This window comes from Streptosporangium sandarakinum (genome assembly GCF_050942225.1).
In the GTDB taxonomy this organism is placed as follows: Bacteria; Actinomycetota; Actinomycetes; order Streptosporangiales; family Streptosporangiaceae; genus Streptosporangium; species Streptosporangium nondiastaticum.
In genome coordinates this window covers 2444737-2467314 of sequence record NZ_CP192034.1, presented here as the reverse complement: position 1 = coordinate 2467314, position 22578 = coordinate 2444737, and the positions used below count along the sequence as shown (strand labels likewise).

General features: G+C 70.9%; 23 protein-coding genes. 12 read left to right on the top strand and 11 right to left on the bottom strand.

From position 1 onward, the window contains the following. Positions 1-95 precede the first annotated feature (95 nt). From ACQP10_RS11590 to ACQP10_RS11580, 3 genes are all read left to right on the top strand, one after another. Entirely contained in the window at positions 96-800 is a 705-nt protein-coding gene (locus tag ACQP10_RS11590; RefSeq protein ID WP_346020420.1) for a VanZ family protein, read from the top strand. 68 nt (positions 801-868) lie between these two features. Next, entirely contained in the window at positions 869-1585 is a 717-nt protein-coding gene (locus tag ACQP10_RS11585) for a response regulator transcription factor (protein ID WP_346020421.1), read from the top strand. Then, positions 1582-2802 (top strand): sensor histidine kinase, encoded by a 1221-nt coding sequence (locus ACQP10_RS11580; RefSeq protein WP_433541335.1) that lies wholly within the window; start codon positions 1582-1584, stop codon positions 2800-2802. The genes ACQP10_RS11585 and ACQP10_RS11580 overlap by 4 nt, the downstream gene beginning before the upstream one ends. Here the strand turns inward: ACQP10_RS11580 and ACQP10_RS11575 are convergent. The 3 genes from ACQP10_RS11575 to ACQP10_RS11565 form a co-directional block, all read right to left on the bottom strand. Beyond that, on the bottom strand, positions 2753-3694 hold the full coding sequence (locus ACQP10_RS11575) for an NlpC/P60 family protein (protein ID WP_433541334.1): 942 nt from the start codon (positions 3692-3694) through the stop codon (positions 2753-2755). The two genes, ACQP10_RS11580 and ACQP10_RS11575, sit on opposite strands and share 50 nt — an antisense overlap. A gap of 294 nt (positions 3695-3988) precedes the next feature. Further along, positions 3989-4429: an NYN domain-containing protein gene (locus ACQP10_RS11570; RefSeq protein WP_433541333.1), complete on the bottom strand. Its 441-nt coding sequence runs from the start codon at positions 4427-4429 to the stop codon at positions 3989-3991. Further along, positions 4354-5310, bottom strand: a complete 957-nt coding sequence (locus tag ACQP10_RS11565) for a hypothetical protein (RefSeq protein ID WP_433541332.1) — start codon at positions 5308-5310, stop codon at positions 4354-4356. The genes ACQP10_RS11570 and ACQP10_RS11565 overlap by 76 nt, the downstream gene beginning before the upstream one ends. Before the next feature lie 151 nt (positions 5311-5461). Between ACQP10_RS11565 and ACQP10_RS11560 the strand changes: the two genes are divergently transcribed. Both ACQP10_RS11560 and ACQP10_RS11555 read left to right on the top strand, forming a co-directional pair. After that, positions 5462-7186 carry a DEDD exonuclease domain-containing protein gene (locus ACQP10_RS11560; RefSeq protein ID WP_399499621.1) on the top strand — a complete coding sequence of 575 codons (1725 nt, stop codon included), beginning with the start codon at positions 5462-5464 and terminating at the stop codon, positions 7184-7186. Between the two features lie 42 nt (positions 7187-7228). Further along, positions 7229-7516, top strand: coding sequence for an Lrp/AsnC family transcriptional regulator (locus tag ACQP10_RS11555; RefSeq protein ID WP_179818550.1), 288 nt, complete (start codon positions 7229-7231; stop codon positions 7514-7516). A gap of 100 nt (positions 7517-7616) precedes the next feature. On the opposite strand, the gene trpD is transcribed toward ACQP10_RS11555, so the two are convergent. Further along, positions 7617-8663, bottom strand: coding sequence for an anthranilate phosphoribosyltransferase (trpD, locus tag ACQP10_RS11550; RefSeq protein ID WP_346020426.1), 1047 nt, complete (start codon positions 8661-8663; stop codon positions 7617-7619). A 21-nt stretch (positions 8664-8684) separates the two neighbouring features. Next, positions 8685-9083: a response regulator transcription factor gene (locus ACQP10_RS11545; RefSeq protein WP_179822795.1), complete on the bottom strand. Its 399-nt coding sequence runs from the start codon at positions 9081-9083 to the stop codon at positions 8685-8687. Between the two features lie 197 nt (positions 9084-9280). On the opposite strand from ACQP10_RS11545, the gene ctaE reads away from it, so the two are divergent. From ctaE to qcrB, 4 genes are read left to right on the top strand one after another with little or no spacing between them, the layout of a single operon-like run. Next, positions 9281-9898 carry an aa3-type cytochrome oxidase subunit III gene (gene ctaE, locus ACQP10_RS11540; RefSeq protein WP_179818552.1) on the top strand — a complete coding sequence of 206 codons (618 nt, stop codon included), beginning with the start codon at positions 9281-9283 and terminating at the stop codon, positions 9896-9898. A 16-nt stretch (positions 9899-9914) separates the two neighbouring features. Continuing rightward, positions 9915-10724, top strand: coding sequence for a cytochrome bc1 complex diheme cytochrome c subunit (qcrC, locus tag ACQP10_RS11535; protein WP_179818553.1), 810 nt, complete (start codon positions 9915-9917; stop codon positions 10722-10724). Then, complete coding sequence (qcrA, locus tag ACQP10_RS11530; RefSeq protein ID WP_399499622.1) at positions 10721-11827, top strand: cytochrome bc1 complex Rieske iron-sulfur subunit; 1107 nt, start codon at positions 10721-10723, stop codon at positions 11825-11827. Before qcrC ends, qcrA begins: the two co-directional genes overlap by 4 nt. Next, entirely contained in the window at positions 11824-13464 is a 1641-nt protein-coding gene (gene qcrB / locus ACQP10_RS11525; protein WP_346020428.1) for a cytochrome bc1 complex cytochrome b subunit, read from the top strand. The genes qcrA and qcrB overlap by 4 nt, the downstream gene beginning before the upstream one ends. A 287-nt stretch (positions 13465-13751) precedes the next feature. Here the strand turns inward: qcrB and ACQP10_RS11520 are convergent, their stop codons facing one another. From ACQP10_RS11520 to ctaC, 4 genes are all read right to left on the bottom strand, one after another. Continuing rightward, complete coding sequence (locus ACQP10_RS11520) at positions 13752-14930, bottom strand: L,D-transpeptidase (RefSeq protein WP_346020429.1); 1179 nt, start codon at positions 14928-14930, stop codon at positions 13752-13754. Positions 14931-15181: 251 nt separating this feature from the next. Continuing rightward, positions 15182-15577 (bottom strand): cytochrome c oxidase subunit 4, encoded by a 396-nt coding sequence (locus ACQP10_RS11515; protein WP_179818557.1) that lies wholly within the window; start codon positions 15575-15577, stop codon positions 15182-15184. Then, on the bottom strand, positions 15574-17205 hold the full coding sequence (ctaD, locus tag ACQP10_RS11510) for an aa3-type cytochrome oxidase subunit I (protein WP_399499807.1): 1632 nt from the start codon (positions 17203-17205) through the stop codon (positions 15574-15576). Before ctaD ends, ACQP10_RS11515 begins: the two co-directional genes overlap by 4 nt. Before the next feature lie 26 nt (positions 17206-17231). Further along, positions 17232-17987 carry an aa3-type cytochrome oxidase subunit II gene (gene ctaC / locus ACQP10_RS11505; protein WP_355645117.1) on the bottom strand — a complete coding sequence of 252 codons (756 nt, stop codon included), beginning with the start codon at positions 17985-17987 and terminating at the stop codon, positions 17232-17234. Positions 17988-18201: 214 nt separating this feature from the next. On the opposite strand from ctaC, the gene ACQP10_RS11500 reads away from it, so the two are divergent. Continuing rightward, positions 18202-19338, top strand: a complete 1137-nt coding sequence (locus ACQP10_RS11500) for a cysteine desulfurase family protein (protein ID WP_346020431.1) — start codon at positions 18202-18204, stop codon at positions 19336-19338. Between the two features lie 28 nt (positions 19339-19366). Beyond that, positions 19367-19636 carry a sulfurtransferase TusA family protein gene (locus tag ACQP10_RS11495; protein WP_179818560.1) on the top strand — a complete coding sequence of 90 codons (270 nt, stop codon included), beginning with the start codon at positions 19367-19369 and terminating at the stop codon, positions 19634-19636. 60 nt (positions 19637-19696) lie between these two features. Here the strand turns inward: ACQP10_RS11495 and ACQP10_RS11490 are convergent, their stop codons facing one another. After that, positions 19697-20683 carry a carbohydrate kinase family protein gene (locus ACQP10_RS11490; RefSeq protein ID WP_346020432.1) on the bottom strand — a complete coding sequence of 329 codons (987 nt, stop codon included), beginning with the start codon at positions 20681-20683 and terminating at the stop codon, positions 19697-19699. Positions 20684-20802: 119 nt separating this feature from the next. Then, positions 20803-21156: an iron-sulfur cluster insertion protein ErpA gene (gene erpA / locus ACQP10_RS11485; RefSeq protein WP_179818562.1), complete on the bottom strand. Its 354-nt coding sequence runs from the start codon at positions 21154-21156 to the stop codon at positions 20803-20805. A gap of 252 nt (positions 21157-21408) precedes the next feature. Between erpA and nadA the strand changes: the two genes are divergently transcribed. Beyond that, positions 21409-22563, top strand: coding sequence for a quinolinate synthase NadA (gene nadA / locus ACQP10_RS11480; RefSeq protein WP_179818563.1), 1155 nt, complete (start codon positions 21409-21411; stop codon positions 22561-22563). Positions 22564-22578: the final 15 nt, after the last annotated feature.

Here is a 22578-nt window from a genome sequence, read left to right as displayed (position 1 = left end):
AGGTGCCGGGTGGTGATGCCGGGGACTCCGTGTATCGCGGACGTATCCGAAATCGCATACGCCACCGCAACGGCCCTCCGTCTCCAATGGGAGGCATGAACCGAAGTGCATCCCTGCCAGCACCGCTCCGCCGCGCGCGCGGCATCGTGCTCGCCGGCCTGGCGATCCTCGGCCTGGCGGGCGTGGCGTTCGTCGTGCGGCGGCCGCTCATGATGTCCGCTCCGAGGTGCCTGGCCGGCCGGTGGCACGGCTGCCTCGACACGGAGAACGGCGTGCTGCTCATGACGCTGGTCGCGCTGCCGCCGGCCGCCCTGGCGGCGTGGGCTCTGGCGCGCCGCCGGCGTGCCGCCGACACCGCGTCGGCCTGGCGGATGTCGCTGGCCGAGGTGGGCATGGTCTACGGGACGGTGCCGTTCGTATGGATGACCATGATGCCGGGCCCGGGGGCGGGCGTCGTCCCCGGCCGGGTGAGTCTGGTCCCGCTGCGGGACCTGCTCACCATGGGGCCCGTCGGCATCGGCGGCAACCTGCTGGTCTTCGCGGCGCTGGGGTTCTTCGCCCCGATGCGGTTCGCGGCGCTGGCGTCCGTGCCGCGGATCCTGGCGCTCGGGGCAGGCTGCTCGGTCGTGGTCGAAACCGCACAGTACGTTCTGTGGCTGGACCGGGTGTCGTCGGTGGACGACGTGCTGGTCAACGCCGCCGGCGCCGCGCTGGCCGCGCTGGCGTCGCGCCGCTGGTGGCGCACCACGGCGGAGGCGCCGTCGGAGCGGCCTCGCCCCGCGCCGGCATCGGCGGACTGAGCCGCGTGCCCGGTGCGCACGCGTCCTCGCATACCCCGGCGATATGTCGTACTGCCTAGGCTTCGGACATGCGCGTACTGATCGTGGAGGACGAGCCCTACCTGGCCGAAGCCGTCCGTGACGGTCTGCGGCTGGAGGCGATCGCCGCCGACATCGCCGGCGACGGCGACTCCGCCCTGGAACTGCTCAGCGTCAACTCCTACGACCTCGCGGTCCTCGACCGCGACATCCCCGGCCCCTCCGGCGACGAGGTCGCCCGGCACATCGTCGCCTCCGGCAGCGGCATCCCGATCCTCATGCTCACCGCCGCCGACCGGATCGACGACAAGGCTTCGGGGTTCGGGCTCGGCGCCGATGACTACCTCACCAAACCGTTCGACCTTCGGGAGCTCGTGATGCGGCTGAGGGCGCTCGACCGCAGACGCGCGCACGCCCGGCCCCCGGTCAGGGAGATCGCGGGCCTGCGGGTGGACCCCTTCCGCCGGGAGGTCTTCCGGGACGGACGCCACGTCGCGCTCACCCGCAAGCAGTTCGCCGTGCTCGAAGTCCTCGTCGCCGCCGAAGGCGGTGTCGTCAGCGCCGAAGAGCTGCTGGAGCGGGCCTGGGACGGGAACGCCGACCCCTTCACCAACGCCGTCCGCATCACCGTCTCCGCATTGCGCAAACGGCTCGGTGAACCATGGCTCATCGCCACGGTGCCGGGCGTCGGCTACCGAATCGACACCGGCGTCGACACCCGCGTCGACACAGGGCATGGGTCCCGCCCGCCCTGGCGGCACTCGTGACCAGGCGCCCGGGGCTCAGCGCCCGGCTGAGGCTCACCATCAGCTACGCCGGGTTCCTCCTGCTCGCCGGCGCTCTCCTGCTGGCCGTGGTGTGGGTGTTCCTGCTGCGCTACGTACCCGACGGCACGCTCATGACCGGGCCGTGGGGCGGCGGGCCCGGGGCGCCGTCCCCGCGGCTCATACCCAACCGCACCGACCTCCAGCGCGCCTTCGTCCCCCGCGCGGCCCAGGCACTGGCCTTTCTGCTGGCGTTCGGCCTGCTGGGCGGATGGATCCTCGCCGGCCGGATGCTCGCCCCGCTCACCCAGATCACGGAGGCGGTCCGGACGGCCGGGAACGGGTCGCTGTCCCACCGGATCCGCATGAAGGGCCGCCAGGACGAATTCCGTGAGCTCTCCGACGCGTTCGACTCGATGCTCGAACAACTGGAGTCCCACGTCGCCGAGCAGCAGAGGTTCGCCGCGAACGCCTCCCACGAACTGCGAACCCCGCTGGCGATCTCGCGGACGCTCCTCGACGTCGCCCGCCAGGACCCCGCGCGGAACCGGGACGAACTCATCGAACGCCTGCGCACCGTCAACCAGCGGGCGATCGGCCTCACCGAGGCCCTCCTGCTGCTCAGCCGCGGCGACCGCGGAAACTTCACCCGCGAGGGCGTCGACCTCTCCCTCCTCGCCGAGGAAGCCGCCGAGACCCTGCTCCCCCTCGCCGAACGGCGCCGGATCACGCTGGACGTCACCGGCGGGGCGGCCCCGGCCGACGGCTCCGCCGAGCTCCTGCTGCGGATGGTGACGAACCTCGTCCAGAACGCCATCGTCCACAACTTCCCCGCCGGCGGCACCGTGACGGTCCATACCGAGGCGCACGACGGCACGAGCGTGCTGCGGGTCGAGAACACGGGTCGCCGGCTCCCACCGGAACTGGTGCCGACCCTCACCGAACCCTTCCGGCGCGGAACAGAGCGCGTACGCACCGGCGAACACGCCGGCGTCGGGCTCGGCCTGGCCATCGTGCACAGCATCGTCCGCGCCCACGACGGGGCCCTCGACCTCGTCCCCCGCCCCGACGGGGGTCTCCTCGTCACGGTGCGGCTTCCCGGCGCGCCGGCGGCCGAGACCGGCCCGGCCTCGCCGGCCTCGCGGTCGACGCGACCCGGGGAGGGCCGGCTCAGGGACGGACGGCGCCGACCAGGCCGCTGCGGAGGGGCGAGATCTTGACGACGTCGCCGGTCTGCGGGGCGTGGACCATCTTCCCGCCGCCGATGTAGATGCCGACGTGCCCCAGGCCGTGGCTGAAGACGAGGTCCCCGGGCTGGAGGGCGCTCACCGGCACCCGGCGGCTCGCCCCCCAGCTCCACTGCTCCCAGGTCGTGCGGGGCAGGCTGACACCCCCGCTGCGCCAGGACGCCTGGACGAGCCCGGAGCAGTCCCAGCCGCCCGGCCCCGTCCCGCCGAACCGGTAGGGCTTGCCGATCTGGGCGTAGGCGAAGGCGAGGGCGGTGCGGGCGCTGCCGGAGGCCGGGCCGTTGTACTTGATCCCGGTGCTGTTGGGATTGCCCTGCTGGTAGGTGCCCAGCTCGTTCAGGAGCTTGGTCTGGGCCCTGACCATCTTCTCGACCTTGGCCTTCTCGTCGGCCAGCTCGTCACGTGTCTTGTCGGCCTCGTTGAGGGCGGCCTTGGCCTGGTTCCGGTTGTCGCGCAGCGTCTTGGTCGCCTCGTCGAAGGCGTTGAGGTACCGGGCGCGGGCGGCGGCCATCTGGTCGGCCGCGGCCATGCTGCTCAGCAGGGCCCCGGGGTCACCCTGGTTGATCAGGCCCTCCCAGCCGGTCACGGAGCCGTACTGGTAGGAGCTGACCGCCATCGTGACGAGCTCCTTGCGCAGGTCGGCGACCTTGGCCGTCTGGCGGGCGAGGTCACCGTCCAGCGCCTTGTACTTCTTGCGGGCCTTCTTCCACTTCTCGCCCGCCTGGTTGTACTTCTCAACGATCTTGTCGGCCTGGTCGTTGAGCTTCGCCAGCTTCCGCTTGGCCTCGGCGACCGTGGGCCTCGGATCGGCGGCCGCACCGCCCACCGGCACCAGGAACAGCGCGAGGGCGAGCCCCGCGGCCACCGGTACACGTCCGAACCAAACCGGCTTACCCGCCACGGCCACAGTGCCGCCTCCCCAGTGCGAAGACCTGGGGCGAAATAGTACAGAACAGGTAAGGACCGGCTCACCTTTTCGGAGGTTTTACTTGGTTTCGAAGCGATCTCTCCTGACGATCCGGCGCACTCCGGCCGGTCGGCCCGCCCGGCGCGGCGGCGCCGGCTCAGGAGAGACGGGCACGGAAAGGACCGGGAAGGGCCCCGGAGCCCCGGGCGGGCACCCGGTGGCCCACGGGTGGCCGCCGGCCGCGTGCGGGCCTCAGGCGCGCCCGAGACGCCGCAGCAGCAGCACCGAGGGCACCGGCCGGGCGCCCATCCGGCGGACCGACTCGGCCACCTCGCGGTCGGAGGAGACCACCGCGACGGCGCGGCCGACCGGCTCGGCGCGGACGAGCTGGCGGATGAGGTCGTCGGCGATCTGCCCCGGGGAGCTGAACATCACCCGCACCCCCCGCGGGGCCGACACCGGCACCGGGCCGTTCAGCTCGGCGCCGTCGAAGACGCAGGTCAGCTCGACCCGGGTCTGCGCGTACAGCGCGCCGAGGCCGGTGAGCAGCCGGGCGCGCTGGTCGGCCAGGGTGAGCGTGCCGTACCCGGTCTTGGTGACGTTGTAGCCGTCCACGATCACGTGGATCTGCGGCAGCGCGAGCAGCTGGTCGAGCAGTGCCGGGTCGTCGTCGGCGAGCGCCCGCGCGGGCACCGCCTGGGCCCCCTGCCCGCCGGGCGCCACCGAGAGCACCGAGTCGGCGGGCCGGTTGATGCCCGAGGGCAGGGCGAGCTCCCGGCGCAGTCCGGCGGCGGCGTCCTGGAGGGCGTCGAGCAGCATGCGGACCTTGGCGTCCTCCAGGCTGCGGCCCTCGCGGGCGGCCCTGCGGCTGGTCTCCAGCTGCCGCTCGGCGTCGGCGAGGCGCTCGCGCAGGCGGCGCAGCTCGCTCTCCCCGCGCTGCCCGCCGACGCGGCGGCGGCCTTGGCCTCGCGGACCTCCTCCTCCGCCTCGGCGGTCCGCGCCTCGGCGGCACGGGCGCGCTCGCGGGCGTCGTGCAGCCGGCGGCGCAGGTCGGAAATCTCCGAGCGGGCGCCCTTGAGCTGCTCGCGCAGCCGTTCGCCCTCCTCCTTGGCGGCGGCCTTCTGCGCGGCGAGCTGCTCGCGCAGCCGGGTGACGGTCTGCTCCATCGCCGAGCCCTCGGCCACGGCGGCCGACCGCTCCAGGTCGTCGCGGGCGGCCTCGACCATGTCCGCCCAGCCGGGCGGACGCGTGAGGTAGGCCGCGGCGGCCACCAGGGACGGCTCGGCCGCCGGCGGCGCCACGCCCTCGGCGAGGCTCGCCACCAGGTCGGGCCACTCGGCCGCCAGCGCCTCGGCGACCAGCTCCCGGAACTCCTTGTCGTTCTCCAGCTGGGCGGCGATCGGCGCGCTGCCCAGCCTGGCCCGCTTGCGCGGATCGAACTTCGCGATCCCCTTGAGCTGGGAGGGCACGGCGGCGGCGGGCATCGCCCCCAGGATCTGTGCCGCCAGCTCCACGACGTGTGAGCGGACCTGCTCGGGTAACGGACGAGACAGGCCCTCTCCGGCTGAACTCATCACGGGCCCCTACTCGGATCGGTCTTGACGTCAAGGGTACGGCCAGCCCGCGACGGCACCGACCTGAGCGGAGATCACCGGCTCCGGCCCGACCTGCGCGTGCCGGGGGCCGGACGGTGAATGTCGGTGGGGGCTTCTATGGTCTTGAGCCGTGGAGTACGCCGTACAGGGAACGCTGGACGAGCTGGGCACCCCCCTCGACCAGATCACGTTCGTCGTGTTCGACCTGGAGACCACAGGCGTCTCCGCGGCCGAGCACGCGATCACCGAGATCGGAGCGGTCAAGGTCAGGGGCGGCGAGATCCTGGGCGAGTTCGCCACGCTGGTCGACCCCGGGTCCCCCATCCCTCCGTTCATCTCCGTGCTGACCGGCATCACCGACAGCATGGTCGTGGCCGCCCCGAAGATCGAGGCGGTGCTGCCGTCCTTCCTGGAGTTCGCCCGCGGGACGACGCTGGTGGCGCACAACGCCGGGTTCGACGTGGGCTTCGTCAAGGCGGCCTGCGCCGCCCACGGCCATCCCCCGCCCGACCACCCGGTGGTCGACACCGTCGTGCTGGCCCGCCGGCTGCTGACCCGCGACGAGGCCCCCAACTGCAAGCTGGCCACGCTGGCCCGGCTCTTCAGCGGCACCGAGCCCCGCCACCGCGCCCTGGCCGACGCCCGCGCCACGGTGGACGTGCTGCACGCGCTGCTGGAGCGGGCCGGCTCCTTCGGCGTGCACACCCTGGAGGAGCTGCGCGGCTTCACCCGCGCGCCCACCCCCGAGCAGCGCCGCAAGCGCCACCTCGCCGACGCGGTGCCCGCCGCCCCGGGCGTCTACATCTTCGAGGACCACCGCGGCGACCCGCTGTACGTCGGCAAGAGCGTCGACCTGCGCACCCGCGTGCGCAGTTACTTCACCGCGAGCGAGACCCGCCCGCGGATCCGCGAGATGGTCGGGCTGGCCGAGCGGGTCCGGCCCATCGTCTGCGCGACCCCGCTGGAGGCCGAGGTCAGGGAGCTGCGGCTGATCGGCTCGGCCAAGCCGCGCTACAACCGCCGCTCTCGCTTCCCCGAGCGGGCGGTCTGGCTGAAGCTGACCGTCGAGCCCTTCCCCCGCCTGTCGGTCGTCCGCGAGGTCAGGGACGACGGCGCCGCCTACCTCGGCCCGTTCGGCGGCTCCCGCGCCGCCGAGGACGCCCGCGTCGCCCTGCACGAGACGTTCCCGCTGCGGCAGTGCGCCGAGCGGATCACCGCCCGCGCCCGGCGCCCGGCCTGCGCCCTGTTCGGCATCGGCCGGTGCGGCGCGCCCTGCGAGGGCCGCCAGAGCGCCGAGGAGTACGGCGAGCTCGCCGAGGCCGCGCGCCGGGCGATGGAGCTGGACGCCTCGGCGGTCTTCGCCGCGATGGAGACGCGGATGACGCGCCTGTCGCTCGACCAGCGCTACGAGGAGGCCGCGGCCGACCGCGACCGGCTGGCCGCCTACGTCCGGGTCGCCGCGCGCATGCAGCGGCTGCGGGCGCTGACCGCCCTCCCCCAGCTCGTCGCCGCCGCCCCCGCGGCGGACGGCGCCTGGGAGGTCCACGTCGTACGGCACGGCCGGCTGGTCTCGGCCGGGGTCATGGCCCGCGGCGTCCACCCCACGCCCTTCGTGGAGGCGCTGGTGGCCACGGCCGAGACCGTCGTGCCGGGGCCCGGCCCGCTGCCGGCCGCCCTGGCCGAGGAGACCGAGTGCGTGCTGCGCTGGCTGGAGGGCCCCGGCGTGCGGCTGGTGCAGGTGGAGGGTACCTGGAGCCTGCCGGTGCACGGGGCCGGGAGGCTGCGGGCCCGCATCGACCACGCCTACCGTGGGATCGAGCCCCACCGGCCGCGTGAGGGCCGCCCGGAGCGCTGATAGCTTCTGGACTGCAAGCCGCACTCAACGAGGAGGAAGCCCGTGGTCACCGCGATCGTGCACATCACCGCCGAGGTGGACCGGATCCCCGAGGTCGCCCAGACGATCGCCGAGCTCGACGGGGTGAGCGAGGTGTACTCCATAACCGGCGAGTACGACCTGATGGCGATGGTGCGCGTCCCCTCCTACGAGGAGATCGCCGAGGTCATCCCGGGCCGGATCAACAAGGTGCCCGGGGTGCTGCACACCGAGACCAACGTCGCCTTCCGCACCTACTCCCGGCACGACCTCGACGCCGCCTTCTCGATCGGCCTCGGCGAGTCCGACTGACGTCTCCCCGGCCGGCTCCCGCGATCCGGGGCCGGCCGGCGGGTCCGGGGCCGGGCTCCCGGCCGGGCGCGGGCCCGGCCCACGGGGGCCGGCCCGGGGCTCAGACCCGCTTCAGTGACCGGCTGGCGGCGATCCAGCGGTCGAGGAGGGCGGCGGCGGCGCCGGAGTCGACGGCCTCCACGGCGCGGGCGTAGGCGGCCGTCATCGCGGCGTCCAGGTCGTCACCCGGGCCGTCGTGGGCGACCAGCGCGGCGGCGGCGTTGAGCAGCACCGCGTCGCGGACCGGCCCGGTCCTGCCGCCGACCAGGTCGCGGACGGCCTGGGCGTTGAAGACCACGTCGCCGCCGCGCAGCGCGTCCGGGGCCGACCTGGGGATGCCCAGCACGGCCGGGTCGAAGACGGTCTGCGTGGCGTCGCCGTCGCGCACCACCCAGACCGTGGAGGTGGTGGCGGTGGTGAGCTCGTCCAGCCCGTCGTCGCCCCGGAAGACCAGCGCCGACACCCCGCGCTCGGCGAACACGCCGGCGATCACCGGGAGCATGCGCGGCTCGAAGATGCCGATCGCCTGGGCCTGGGGCCGGGCCGGGTTGGTCAGCGGGCCCAGGAAGTTGAAGACCGTCGGGACGGCCAGCTCCTTGCGGGCCGGACCGGCGAAGCGCAGCGCCGGGTGGTAGAAGGCCGCGAAGCAGAAGGCGATGCCCACCTCGGCGGCCAGCCGGGCGGTGGCGGCGGGCGGCAGGTCGAGCACGATCCCGAGGTGCTCCAGCACGTCGGCGGCGCCCACGGAGGAGGACGCCGAGCGGTTGCCGTGCTTGACGACCCGCGCACCCGCGGCGGCGGCCACGATCGCGGCCATCGTGGAGACGTTGACGGTGTGGGCGCGGTCGCCGCCGGTGCCGACGATGTCGACGACGCGGCCCTCGACGGTCAGCGGCGTGGCGTGCTCCAGCATCGTGCGCGCCAGGCCGGTCACCTCCGCGACCGTCTCCCCCTTGGCCCGCAGCGCCACGGCGAAGCCGGCGACCTGCGCGGGCGTGGCCGTACCGGACATGATCTCGTTCATCGCCCAGGCGGTCTCGTCCGCCGTCAGGTGCTCACCGGCGATCAGGGCCGACAGCAGCGCGGGCCAGGTGGTGCGCGCGTCCATGAGAGGTCTCCAGCGGATGGGTCAGTGGGCGGTCAGACGGCCGGACAGCCGCCGGCGCATCAGGCCGGCGATGGCGTCGGCGAGCGTCACCGGGTCGATCGGCTGCGGCACGACGGCGTCGGCCCGCGACCACTCCGCCAGCCAGCGGTCGTCCCGGCGGGCGATCAGCAGGCAGATCGGCGGGCAGTCGTAGACCTCGTCCTTGGCCTGGCGGGCCACCCCCATGCCGCCGGCCGGCTGGGCCTCCGCGTCGAGCACCGCCACGTCGATCTCGCCGGAGTCGAAGTGCTGGACGACCTTGGCGTGGGTGGCGCACTCCACGATCTCCACGAGGGGCACGTCGGCGGCCGGGCGCCTGCCGATGGCCTGCCGCACCTTCTCCCGGGTGGCGGCGTCGTCGCTGTAGACGAGGACCCTCATCTTGTCGTCGGTGCTCACGGTCTGCGCTCACTCATCCCTTGTCGATGTATGGTCACCTGGGATGCTACCGGTCACCTCGCCCGCGATCCCAGGGCGGAGGCACTGACGGACGGAAAACTCTGTTCGTCCTGTTTACAGTGGCATTCGAGGCCCCTATCGGGGGGCCGTGCGGCGACCCGAGCAGGGGAGCCGCAATAATGCTGGGCGTGGCGACAGCATCCGCAATCTCAACGACGACGACAGCACACTCGTCCCGCAGGCCCGACCTGGTCAGCGTGGGGACGATCGTCTGGCTGTCCTCCGAGCTCATGTTCTTCGCGGCGCTGTTCGCGATGTACTTCACCATCCGGTCAGTGAGCATCGGCCGGGGCATGCCCTGGCCCGAGGCTCATCTGAACGTCCAGTTCTCGCTGGTCAACACGATCATCCTGGTTCTGTCGAGTGTGACCTGCCAGCTTGGCGTGTGGGCAGCCGAGAAGGGCCAGGTCGCCAAGCTGCGCTTCTGGTACATCGTCAGCTTCCTGATGGGCGCCGTGTTCGTCGGCGGCCAGCTGTACGAGTACAGCCAGCTGGTCCACGAGGGGCACACCCTGTCGCACTCCGCGTACGACTCGGTGTTCTACCTGACCACGGGCTTCCACGGCCTTCACGTGACCGGTGGACTGATCGCGTTCCTCTTCATGCTGGGACGCACGTACGCCGCGAAGCGCTTCACCCGTGAGCAGGCGACCAGCGCGATCGTCGTGTCCTACTACTGGCACTTCGTCGACGTGGTCTGGATTGGCCTTTTCGTGACCATCTACGGCATTCACTAAGGAATCGGGGATCTCTGTGACTAGGATCACCGCTGGACGGCGGCATCCCCTCGCGAGATACGCCGTCCTGCTTCTGGCTCTCGGGCTGCTCGGAGGTATCTACACCTTCGTGGCCTCGACGACGGGGCGTGCCGACGCCTCCATCGCGGCGGGCCGGGCCGACGACGTAGCCGAGGGCAAGAAGCTCTTCCAGCAGAGCTGCGCCAGCTGCCACGGTTTCAACGCCGAAGGCAGCAACGTGGCTCCGTCGCTGGTCGGCGTCGGCGCCGCGGCCGTCGACTTCCAGGTCAGCAGCGGGCGCATGCCGCTGGCCAGGCCCGAGGCCCAGGCGCCGCGCAAGCCGCCGCCCCCGTGGGTCAACGAGACGACCATCCGCCAGCTCTCGGCCTACGTCGAGTCGCTGGGCGGCGGCCCCACCGTTCCCGCGGCCGAGCAGGTCGACCCGGCCAAGGGCGACCCGGCCAAGGGCGGTGAGCTGTTCCGGGCGAACTGCATCCAGTGCCACAACTTCGTCGGCGCCGGTGGCGCTCTGACCCGGGGCAAGTACGCCCCGAACCTGACGGAGTCCACCCCGACGCAGATCTACGAGGCCATGATCACCGGCCCGCAGGCCATGCCGGTGTTCAACGACAGCATCATCACGCCCGAGCAGAAGCGGGACATGATCGCCTACATCACGGGCGTCCGCAGCCAGGTCGACCCGGGCGGCGCGGGTCTCGGCCGCATCGGCCCGGTCACCGAGGGTCTGACGGCCTGGATCGTCGGTCTCAGCCTGCTCGTCCTGGCCGCCATCTGGATCACCGCGAAGAAGCGACAGGCCAAATGACTGACAACAACCACGACATCGAACAGCCCGAGGGCCGCGTCCCCAAGCGCGTGATCGGCACTCCCTCGCCCGCCACGAGCACGTCCGTGCTCGGCGGCGACGAGCACCCCGGGGACCAGGGTGTCCCCGGGGTCGTCCCGCAGAGCGAGGCGACCGCGAGGAAGGGCGAGCGGATCGCCGCCTTCTGTTTCCTCCTGACCCTGCTCGGGGGCATCGCCTTCATCGTCTCCTACGTGGTCTTCCAGGTCGGGGACATCGACTCCGCGCGCACCTCCAACGTGGCCCTGGGCGGCTCGCTCGCCCTCGCGCTGCTGGCCATGGCCGCCGGCATGGTGGTCTGGGTCCGCCTGGTCATGCCGAAGTACAACATGGTCCAGGAGCGCCACCCGATGGCCTCCGACGACCGGACCCGCGAGTACGTCACCGAGACGTTCAAGCACGGCGTCGACGAGAGCGGCTTCGTCAAGCGGCCGTTGCTGCGCCGTACGCTGCTGCTCGCCGCGGCCCCGCTGGGCCTGGTGCCGCTGGTCGTCCTGCGCGACCTCGGCCCCCGCTACAGCGACTTCCCCGAGAAGCTCCGGCACACCGTCTGGGGCGAGAAGACCAAGGACGGCAAGCCTCGCAGGCTCGTCGTCGAGGGCACCGGCGCGCCGATCCGCGCGGCGGACTTCAACTCCCCCGGCGGCATCCTCTCCGTGGTCCCCGAAGGGTACGAGCACGACCTGAACGCGCTGGCCAAGGCCACGCTGATCCTGCTCAAGTTCCGGCCGGAGGAGCTCAAGTCCGGCACGAACCTGAACTGGGCGCCCCAGGGCATCGTGGCGTACTCGAAGATCTGCACGCACGTCGGCTGCCCCGCGGCCCTGTACGAGCAGACCACGCACCACATCCTGTGCCCGTGCCACCAGTCCACCTTCGACGCCGCCGACGGCGCCAAGGTGATCTTCGGCCCGGCGGCCCGGCCTCTGCCCCAGCTCCCCATCGACGTCGACGAGGAGGGCTTCCTCGTCGCCACGGCGGACTTCTCCGTCCCGCCCGGTCCCAGCTTCTGGGAGCGCGGGGACGCCGAGGCCGAGGTCCGTGAGAACGGAGGCCACGCGTGAGCATCACGACCGTTCCGAAGCCCATCGCGGGAACGAGTTCCTTCCTCGACGACCGCCTGGGCGGCGGAAACTTCCTCAGGCGCAACCTGAGGAAGATCTTCCCCGACCACTGGTCCTTCCTGCTGGGTGAGATCGCCCTCTACTCGTTCATCGTCCTGCTGCTGACCGGCACGTTCCTGACGTTCTTCTTCAAGCCCAGCATGGGCGAGGTCCCCTACGAGGGCTCCTACGAGCCGCTCAAGGGCATCATGATGTCCGAGGCGTACGCTTCGACGCTGCACATCAGCTTCGACGTGCGCGGCGGCCTGCTGATGCGGCAGATGCACCACTGGGCGGCCCTGCTGTTCGTCGGCGGCATGATGGTGCACTCGCTCCGCGTGTTCTTCACCGGTGCGTACCGCAAGCCGCGTGAGCTGAACTGGCTGATCGGCGTCCTGCTGCTGACTCTGGCCCTGTTCGAGGGCCTGACCGGCTACTCCCTCCCCGACGACCTGCTCTCCGGCGCCGGTCTGCGGATCACCGAGGGTGTGGCGATCTCGCTGCCGCTGGTCGGCACCTGGATCACGTTCTTCCTCTTCGGCGGCGAGTACCCCGGCGAGGACGTGATCTCCCGGTTCTACTCGCTGCACATCCTGCTCATCCCGGGCATCCTCCTGGCGCTCATCTCCGCCCACCTGATCCTGATGTGGGTGCAGAAGCACACCCAGATGCCGGGCAAGGGCCGGACGAACGAGAACGTCGTCGGCGCCCCGTTCTACCCCGCCTTCATGGTCAAGGCCGGCGCCTACACCATGTTCACCTTCGGCGTCATCGCGCTGCTGGGCGCCTTCGCCCAGATCAACCCGATCTGGTTGTTCGGCCCCTACACCCCGGCGGACATCTCGGCGGGTTCGCAGCCGGACTTCTACATGGGCTTCCTGGAGGGTTCCCTCCGCCTGATGCCCCCGTGGGAGATCAACATCGCCGGTTTCACCCTGCCGATGAGCGTGCTGATCCCGGCGCTGGTCCCGATGGGGATCATCATGACGGGCCTGGCGCTGTACCCGTTCATCGAGCAGTGGGTCACCGGCGACCGGCGCGAGCACCACATCGCCGACCGGCCCCGCAACAACCCGCACCGCACCTCGATCGGCATGGCGGCGGTCACCTTCTACGGTGTCCTGTGGCTGCTGGGCGCCAACGACGAGCTGGCCTCGTTCTTCCACATCTCGCTGAACGCGACCACCTACGTCGGCCGGGTGATGGTCTTCCTCGGCCCGGCGATCGCCTACTACGTCACCTACCGGATCTGCCTCGGCCTGCAGCGCAGCGACGCCGCGGTCATCGGGCACGGCGTGGAGTCGGGCGTCATCAAGCGCCTGCCCAACGGTGAGTACATCGAGGTCCACGTCCCGCCGAACCCGGTCATGGAGGCCCACGTGCGCGGCAAGGCGCCGGTCCCTGTGCTCCCCGGTGCCGACGGCGACGGCGAGCGCGACGGCGTGCCGCCCAAGCAGCTGCGCGGCCCGCTCGGCAGGCTCCGCGTCAAGTTGAGCCGGGCCTACGGCGGCGAGAAGATCCCGCTGGACGACGGCCACGGCCACGGCGAGGAGCACGCCGCGATCGGGTCGGGCGAGGACAGGTCCCTCACCCACTGACCCACCGCTGATCCGCCACGGCAGAAGGGCCCGGACACCGCCACGGTGTCCGGGCCCTTCTCCGTCTCCACAGGGTCTCTCAGGGCTCTTCCGCCGGCGTCCCGCGGGGTCCTTGGACCGAGGGCGCCCCCACGGCCGCCCGGGGCGCCTGTACGGGCTCACCGGCCCCTCGATCGGGACCCGGCCCCCGAGGCCCGCCCAGGACGTCCGTACGGGCTCACCGGCCCTCTTGTCCGGGGCGGGGCGGCGGTCGCCCGTACGGCCCGCTCAGGGCGTCCGGCGGGTGGTCACAGCTCCTCGGTGACGAAGTGCTTGGTGCTGCTCCACTTCAGCCATTCCTTCCAGTTCTCCTGCCACTGGCCCCAGCCGTTGGTGGGCTCCAGCGGGCGCGGCGAGCCGGTGATGATGATCGGGTCGCCGATCAGCGTGTTGTCGAGGAACCACTTGGCGTCCGCCGGGCTGACGTTGACGCAGCCGTGGCTGACGTTGGAGTTGCCCTGTGAGCCGACCGACCAGGGCGCGGCGTGGACGTACTCGCCACTGTTGGAGATCCGCACGGTGTCGTAGACGGTCATCTGGTAGTAGCCCGACTCGCCGGGGCCGATCCCGGGCGAGGTCATGACCGTGACGTTCTCGCGCGACATGGCCAGGTGGATGCCGCTGGTCGTGTAGTACTTCCACACGCCGCCCTGGCCGGCGCTCATCGGCATCACCCGCACCTTCCTGCCGTCACGCCTGACGGTCAGGTAGTGGGTGTCGGTGCTGCCCCGGGTGATCTGCGAGCGGCCGACCTTGAAGTCCAGCGTGAGGTTCCGCTTGCCGTACAGGCCCTTGCCGCCGCGGACCCCGGCGAGGCGGGCCTCCAGCCTGACCTTGGTGTGGGCCGGCCAGAAGGTCTTGGGGCGGAAGTGCACGGTCTTGTCGTCGAACCAGTGCCAGGCGCCGGAGACCGGCTTGGACGCGGTGACCACCAGGTTCCGCTCGACCGAGACGCGGTCGGTGATCGGCTTGTCGAAGGTGAGCATGATCGGCATGCCGACGCCGACGGTCAGCCCGGTGTCGTCCTTGTTCGGCTGGACGCTCTCGATCGAGAAGGCCTCCTGGGCCTTGACCGTCGAGAAGGAGCTGGTGGTCTGGGTGAGCTTCCCGTCGGGGTTCACCGCGGTCACCGTGACCCGGTAGGAGCCCCCCGGCGGGATCGTGCCCCAGCTGTGCCAGCGGGTGCCGTCGGCGCTCAGCGCGCCCGGCAGGGGACCCTTCCGGCCCGCGACGGTGACGTCCTTCAGGGTGCCGCCGCGCGCGGAGACCAGGATGGTCGCGTCGGTCGGCACGTTGACCGCCCCGTTGAGAGGGGTCACGGCGACGGCGGCGTCGGCGCGCGGCGTGGCGCCCGGCGTGCCCGCCGTCCGGGTGGAGGTGCTGTCCGAGCAGGAGGCGGCCGCCAGCGCCAGGGCCAGCAGGCTCACCCCCCATATCGGACTAAGGATCGCCTGCCGCACATGAACTCCCTGTCCCGGTACTGAACCACTAATTCAGTTATTACCCGGAGTAAGGGGATCACTACGGAGGACATCCGTCTTGTGCAGCTAACAAACGCCAAAAAGCGGGCCACGGAAACTTTCCGTGGCCCGCTTCCAGGTCCCGCCTCCGCGGGTCCCCGCTGTGGCGGGGGTTCGCGGAGGCCGGGTCGCGCGGGGTCGGGGACCGGCGGGGCCGGTCAGTGGGAGAAGTGCCCCCGGTAGTACTCGAAGACGAAGCCGATCATGCTCATGATGACCGCGAAGACGCCGATCATGAACAGCCACCAGCCGATGACCAGGCCGACCGCGGTGAGCGCGACGGCCAGGCAGACGAACAGCGGCCACCAGCTGTGCGGGCTGAAGAAGCCGAGCTCTCCGGCGCCGTCGGCGATCTCACCCTGCTTGTTGTCCTCGGGCTGGTCACCGATGCGGCGGGCGGTGTACATCAGGTAGTAGCCGATCATGAAGGCGAAGCCCACCGAGATGGCCATCGCCGTCGTGCCGACCGGTTCCTTGGACCAGTACCAGTAGACGACGTCCACCGCGGCGAAGAAGACGCCGCAGAGGATGAACAACCAGCCCTGAACCTTCATCGGGCGTCCTCCAGCTCACGGGGAGCGGTCACGTGCGGGTACTTGAGGTCGAAGGCCGGACGCTCGGAGCGGATGCGCGGCAGCGAGGTGAAGTTGTGCCGCGGCGGCGGGCAGGAGGTCGCCCACTCCAGGGAGTTGCAGTAACCCCACGGGTCGTCCACCGTGACCTTCGGCGCGTACTTGGCCGTCTTCCAGACGTTGTAGAGGAACGGCAGCGTGGAGGCGCCGAGGATGAAGGCGCCGACCGAGGAGATCATGTTCAGGTCGGTGAAGCCGTCGATCGGGCTGTAGTCGGCGTAGCGGCGCGGGAAGCCCTCGGCGCCCAGCCAGTGCTGCACCAGGAAGGTGGTGTGGAAGCCGATGAACAGCGTCCAGAAGTGCCACTTGCCCAGCCGGTCGTCCAGCATCTTTCCGGTGAACTTCGGCCACCAGAAGTAGAAGCCGGAGAACATCGCGAACACCACGGTGCCGAAGACGACGTAGTGGAAGTGCGCCACCACGAAGTAGGAGTCCGACACCTGGAAGTCCAGCGGCGGCGAGGCGAGGATGACGCCGGTCAGGCCACCGAAGAGGAAGGTGACCAGGAAGCCGACCGCGAACAGCATCGGCGACTCGAACGACAGGTGGCCCCGCCACATGGTGCCGATCCAGTTGAAGAACTTCACACCGGTCGGGACCGCGATCAGGAACGTCATGAACGAGAAGAACGGCAGCAGGACCTGGCCGGTCGGGAACATGTGGTGCGCCCACACGGTGATCGACAGGCCGGCGATGACGATGGTCGCGCCGACCAGGCCGATGTAGCCGAACAGCGGCTTGCGGCTGAAGACCGGGATGACCTCGGTCACGATGCCGAAGAACGGCAGCGCGATGATGTACACCTCGGGGTGGCCGAAGAACCAGAACAGGTGCTGCCACAGGATCGGGCCGCCGGTCTCGGTGGCGAAGATCTGCGCGCCGAACTTGCGGTCGGCCTCCAGGGCCAGCAGGGCGGCGGCGAGCACCGGGAAGGCCATCAGCACCAGGATCGAGGTGAGCAGGACGTTCCAGGTGAACAGCGGCATGCGGAACATGGTCATGCCGGGGGCGCGCATGGTGACGACCGTGGTGATGAAGTTCACCGAGCCGAGGATCGTGCCCAGACCGGAGATGGTCAGGCCCATGATCCACAGGTCGCCGCCGATGCCGGGCGAGCTGATCGCGTTCGACAGCGGGGTGTAGGCGAACCAGCCGAAGTCGGCGGCGCCGCCCGGGGTGAGGAAGCCCGACAGGGCGATGAGGCTGCCGAAGGTGAACAGCCAGTAGCTCACCATGTTCAGCCGGGGGAAGGCCACGTCCGGCGCGCCGATCTGCAGCGGCATCAGCTCGTTGGCGAAGCCGGCGAACAGCGGCGTGGCGAACATGAGCAGCATCACCGTGCCGTGCATGGTGAACAGCTGGTTGAACTGCTCGTTGGTGGTCACCTGCAGACCCGGCTGGGCCAGCTCCGCCCGCATGATCAGCGCCATCACGCCGCCGATCAGGAAGAACACGAACGAAGTGATCAGGTAGAGGTGCCCAATGATCTTGTGATCGGTGGAGGACAGCCACTTCACGATGACGGAGCCCTTGCGGTCCGGCACCGGCATGGAGGTGAGGGGTTCGTTAAGTGCGGTCACTGGGCACCCGCCTGACTAGCGACGTACTGGTCGAACTCGGCCTGGGGAACGAGCTTCACCGAGAACAGCATGCGACTGTGGTCCACACCGCACAGCTCGGCGCATCGGCCGGCGAGAACGGTGGGCTTGTCAACGTTCAGCGTGTCGACCTCGAACCTGTTCACCACGCCCGGGATCACGTCACGCTTGAAGTGGAAGGCCGGCACCCAGAAGGAGTGGATGACGTCCGGCGACTGCAGCTCGAACTCGACCTTCTTTCCGGCCGGGAGCCACAGCTGGGGGCCGTCGGTGTAGTCGCTGACCGGCCGGCCGACGGTCTGCACCTGCTTGCCGTTGTAGTCGGTCGTGAAGCGCCAGCTCCACTGGAACGCCTCGACCTTCACCTTCACGTCCGGCTTGCCGGACATCTTGTCGATGTAGGTCTCGTCCCGGGCGGTGAAGTAGAAGAACACGCCGACCATGATGATCGGGACCACCGTGTAGAGGATCTCGATCGGGAGGTTGTAGCGGACCTGGGGAGGCAGCTCCTCCTTCGAGTTCTTCCTCTTACGGTGGAAGGCCGCGGACCACAGGATCAGGCCCCACACGACCACACCGGTGGCGAGAGCGGCGATCCAGGATCCGTTCCACAGACTCTGGACCGTCTCGGCCTGCTTGGTGACGCCGACGGGCATGCCGGCACGCTTCCACTCATCGGCACTGCACGCCGTCGCGGACACCAGCAGCAGCGCCAGAGCGGCAGCGCGTGGCACCCGGCGGCGGGCCAACGGACGCCGTGCAGAACGGCGGGTCGGACTCACGGATCGCCTACCCCACAGATGAAGCCCAGAAGTCACTCCTGGGCGGTCGTTTGTTCGTATTAACAACTCGTAGTTCACAGCTTTACGCTGGAGGACACACTAGCGCGGACCCGGCTCGCCCCCCCGCGCAGCCCCCGGTTCCACCACGCGGTGCGACGATTGAGGAATGGCGTACTTCGACGCGGCCTCCACCGAACCGTTGCATCCTCAGGCGCGCGAGGCGCTGATCGAGGCGCTCGACGCCGGCTGGGCCGACCCGGCTCGGCTGTACGGCCCGGCCCGCCGCGCAAGGATGTTACTGGAACAGGCGCGCGCCGAGGTCGCCGAGGTGATCGGCGCCCGGCCCGACGAGGTCTCCTTCACCGCCTCCGGCACCCAGGCGGTGCACCTGGGCGTGCTCGGCGCGCTTCTGGGCCGCCGCCGCGCGGGCCGCCGCCTGGTGGTCTCCGCGGTGGAGCACTCCGCGGTGCTGCACGCCGCCGCGCTGCACGAGCGCGACGGCGGCACGGTCGAGACCGTGGGCGTGAACCGGGCCGGCGCGGTCGACCCGGCCGCCTTCGGCGCGGCCGCCGGGGTCGAGGGCACCGCCCTGGCCTGCCTGCAGAGCGCCAACCACGAGGTGGGCACCCTGCAGCCGGTCGCCGAGGCGGCGGCCGCGTGCGCCGAAGCGGGCGTGCCGCTGCTGGTGGACGCCGCGCAGACCGTCGGCCGGGCGCCGGTGCCCGCCGGCTGGTCGGTGCTGGCCGCGAGCGCGCACAAGTGGGGCGGTCCGGCCGGGGTCGGGGTGCTGGCGGTCCGCAAGGGCGTCCGGTGGCGTTCCCCGCTGCCGGAGGACGACCGGGAGCGACGGCGGGTCCCGGGTTTCGAGAACGTGCCGGCGATCATCGCCGCGGCCGTCGCGCTGCGGGCCGTCGCCGCCGACGCGGCCCGGGAGTCGGCCCGCCTCTCCGCGCTCGTGGACCGGATCAGGAGCGAGGTGCCGAGGACCGTGCCGGACGTCGAGGTCATCGGCGACCCCGTGGCCCGCGCCCCGCACATTGTCACCTTTTCGTGTCTTTACGTGGACGGTGAAGCCCTGTTGACGGAGTTGGATAGGGCGGGGTTCGCCGTGTCGTCCGGCAGTTCGTGTACGGCGAGCACGCTTCGCCCGTCGCATGTTCTGGAGGCCATGGGGGTGCTGACACACGGGAACCTCCGGGTGTCGCTGCCCCGGGGAGCCTCCGCGGCGGACGTCGACCGCTTCCTCGCCGTCCTGCCGGACATGGTGAAGAGGATCCGCGAGGACGCGGGAATGCAGCCGTGACTGACCATTCTTCGGGGAGTGAAGTGACATGACGGCCGGCCAGACGACCGCGGAGGGGGCCGGGCAGCCCCCGGCGCTGACCATCGACGCGCTGGGCAAGAAGTGCCCGATCCCGATCATCATGCTCGCCCAGCAGATCAACGACGTCCCGCGCGAGGCGATCGTGTCGGTCCTCGCCGACGATCCCGCGGCGTTCACCGACATCCCGGCCTGGTGCCGCCTCAAGTCGCACCACCACGTGGCCAGCCACGAGCTCCCCTCGGGCGGCTGGGCCATCCACGTGCGGCGCAACTACTGAGCCACCGGGTCCCGTCCGCGGATCGCCCCGCCCGTCGCGGGGCGATCCGCGGAGCGGGTCCTAGGGGTGCTGGCAGCGCACGTGGCGGGAGATCTCGTCGGCGGCCTCGGAGCCGTAGGCGGCGGCGAAGCGGTCGAGGAAGACCCGCTGGCCGAGGCGGTACTCCTGCCCCCCGACGTGCTCCAGGACGTGGGTGGCGGTGAGGTTGCCGAGCTGGCCGCAGCGCTCCAGGGACAGGCCCCAGGCCAGGCCGGCCAGGAATCCGGCGCGGAAACCGTCGCCGACGCCGGTGGGGTCGGCCTTGCCCAGCTCGGGGACGGCCGGGACGCGCAGGATCGGCTCACCCCTGCGCTCGATCGCGACGCCCTTGGGACCGAGCGTGGTGACGCGGACCTCGACGCGGTCGAGGACCTCCTCGGCGGACAGTCCGGTCTTCTGCTCGATCATGCCCTTCTCGTAGTCGTTGCTGAACAGGTAGGCGGCGCCGTCCAGCAGCGGGCGGATGTCGTCGCCGGACATGCGGGCGATCTGCTGGGAGAAGTCGGCGGCGAAGGGGATGCCGCGCCGGCGGGCCTCCTCTGTGTGCCGCAGCATCGCGTCGGGGTCGTTCGGGCCGACCAGCACCAGGTCGAGGCCGCCGAGCCGCTCGGCGATCGGGCCGAGCTCGATCAGCCGCGCCTCGGCCATCGCGCCGGTGTAGAAGGAGGCGATCTGGTTGTGGTCGTCGTCGGTGGTGCACAGGAACCGGGCCGTGTGGTGCAGCTCGGAGGTGTGCACGGAATCACAGTCGACGCCGTGCCGCTCCAGCCAGGACCGGTAGTCGGCGAAGTCGGCGCCGACCGCGCCGACGAGGATGGGCCGCAGGCCGAGGCACCCCATGCCGAAGGCGATGTTGGCCGCGCAGCCGCCACGGCGGATCTGCAGGTCGTCCACGAGGAACGACAGGGACACCCGATCGAGCTGGCCGGCGATCAGCTGGTCGCTGAAGCGCCCCGGGAAGGTCATCAGGTGGTCGGTCGCGATGGAACCGGTGACGGCGATGCGCACGGGGTTCTTCTCCTCGTTGTCGGCATCCGGAACATGGTCGGGGGGCGGTTGCAGGCGTGCGAACACACGACGGCCCCGCCGGGTGAGTCAGCTCACCCGGCGGGGCCATCGTATTGCGACTAGTTGAAAGAGTCGCCGCAGGCGCACGAGCCCGTGGCGTTGGGGTTGTCGATCGTGAAGCCCTGCTTCTCGATCGTGTCGACGAAGTCGATCGTCGCGCCCGTGAGGTAGGGGGCGCTCATCCGGTCGGTGACCACGCTGACCCCGTTGAAGTCGGAGACGATGTCGCCGTCCATCGAACGGTCGTCGAAGAAGAGCTGGTAACGCAGGCCGGAGCAGCCGCCGGGCTGCACGGCCACGCGCAGCTGGAGCCCCTCCTCGCCCTGCTGCTCCAGCAGGCTCTTGACCTTGGCGGCGGCGGCGTCGCTGAGGATCAGGCCCTGCGCCGTGGTCTCGCTGCTCTCAACCGACATGTGGTGACTCCCGCGTCTGCGTCAACCGCCCGTTCGGGACGGTTGTCTGTTTCTGACGTCCTACTAAGACGCTACCAACACCCGCGCGGGCCTACACATTCCTGCGGGCTCCGGTCTCCCGCCGCCGCCCCGTCCGGACGGCCGTGACCGCCCCCGATCAGGACGTTCACCCCGATCGACTCCCCCGGGAACAAAAACCCCCGGCCGTGTGTCATCATTAGTCGTCACTTCGACGATAAGGGGGTGGTGGTCGTGACGACCACCGAGACCGGCCTTCCGCTCTTCGTCCTCGGCCGGGGAACCGACCCGCACAGCGAGCGCGGTGTCGACTGCCCCGGCGAGCTGCCGCCCGCGTCCGACCCGGCGCTGGTGGAGCGGGCCCGGCGGGCCAAGGCCGCGCTGGGCGAGCGGGTCTTCGTGCTGGGCCACCACTACCAGCGCGACGAGGTCATCCAGTTCGCCGACGTGACCGGCGACTCGTTCAAGCTGGCCCGCGAGGCCGCCGCCCGGCCCGACGCCGAGTACATCGTCTTCTGCGGCGTCCACTTCATGGCCGAGTCGGCCGACATCCTCACCTCCGACGCGCAGAGGGTCGTCCTGCCCGACCTCGCCGCCGGCTGCTCCATGGCCGACATGGCCACCTTCGACCAGGTCGAGGAGTGCTGGGAGGCGCTGCAGGACGCCGGGATCGCCGACGTCACCGTCCCGGTCACCTACATGAACTCCAGCGCCGACATCAAGGCGTTCTGCGGGCGCAACGGCGGCGCCGTGTGCACCTCCTCCAACGCCCGGCGCGCCCTCGACTGGGCCTTCTCCCGCGGCGAGAAGGTGCTGTTCCTGCCCGACCAGCACCTGGGGCGCAACACCGCGGTGCTGGAGATGGGCCTGTCCCTGGACGACTGCGTCGTCTACAACCCGCACCGGCCGAACGGCGGGCTGACCGCCGGGCAGCTGGAGAACGCCAAGATGATCCTGTGGAAGGGGCACTGCTCGGTGCACGGCCGCTTCAGCGCGGAGTGCGTCGACGACGTCCGGGAGCGCATCCCCGGCGTCAACGTGCTGGTCCACCCCGAGTGCCGCCACGAGGTGGTCACCAAGGCCGACCACATCGGCTCCACCGAGTACATCATCGAGACGCTGCGGCGGGCGCCGGCGGGCTCCTCCTGGGCCGTGGGCACCGAGCTGAACCTGGTGAAGAGGCTCGCCCGGATGTTCCCCGACAAGAACGTCACGTTCCTCGACCGGACCGTCTGCTACTGCTCGACGATGAACCGGATCGACCTGCCGCACCTGGTGTGGGCGCTGGAGTCCCTCGCCGCCGGGCAGGTCGTCAACCAGATCACGGTCGACGACGACACCGCGCACTGGGCGAAGGTCGCCCTCGACCGGATGCTCGCGCTGCCCTGACGGCCCCGGGGCCGT

Bases quoted from the DNA above. Each gene is read 5' to 3' on its own strand.
- ACQP10_RS11590 (WP_346020420.1), top strand. From the start codon at position 96: ATGAACCGAAGTGCATCCCTGCCAGCACCGCTCCGCCGCGCGCGCGGC.
- ACQP10_RS11585 (WP_346020421.1), top strand. From the start codon at position 869: ATGCGCGTACTGATCGTGGAGGACGAGCCCTACCTGGCCGAAGCCGTC.
- ACQP10_RS11565 (WP_433541332.1), bottom strand. From the start codon at position 5,310: ATGAGTTCAGCCGGAGAGGGCCTGTCTCGTCCGTTACCCGAGCAGGTC.
- trpD (WP_346020426.1), bottom strand. From the start codon at position 8,663: ATGGACGCGCGCACCACCTGGCCCGCGCTGCTGTCGGCCCTGATCGCC.
- ACQP10_RS11545 (WP_179822795.1), bottom strand. From the start codon at position 9,083: ATGAGGGTCCTCGTCTACAGCGACGACGCCGCCACCCGGGAGAAGGTG.
- ctaE (WP_179818552.1), top strand. From the start codon at position 9,281: ATGCTGGGCGTGGCGACAGCATCCGCAATCTCAACGACGACGACAGCA.
- qcrA (WP_399499622.1), top strand. From the start codon at position 10,721: ATGACTGACAACAACCACGACATCGAACAGCCCGAGGGCCGCGTCCCC.
- ACQP10_RS11515 (WP_179818557.1), bottom strand. From the start codon at position 15,577: ATGAAGGTTCAGGGCTGGTTGTTCATCCTCTGCGGCGTCTTCTTCGCC.
- ctaD (WP_399499807.1), bottom strand. From the start codon at position 17,205: ATGCCGGTGCCGGACCGCAAGGGCTCCGTCATCGTGAAGTGGCTGTCC.
- ACQP10_RS11500 (WP_346020431.1), top strand. From the start codon at position 18,202: ATGGCGTACTTCGACGCGGCCTCCACCGAACCGTTGCATCCTCAGGCG.
- ACQP10_RS11495 (WP_179818560.1), top strand. From the start codon at position 19,367: ATGACGGCCGGCCAGACGACCGCGGAGGGGGCCGGGCAGCCCCCGGCG.
- erpA (WP_179818562.1), bottom strand. From the start codon at position 21,156: ATGTCGGTTGAGAGCAGCGAGACCACGGCGCAGGGCCTGATCCTCAGC.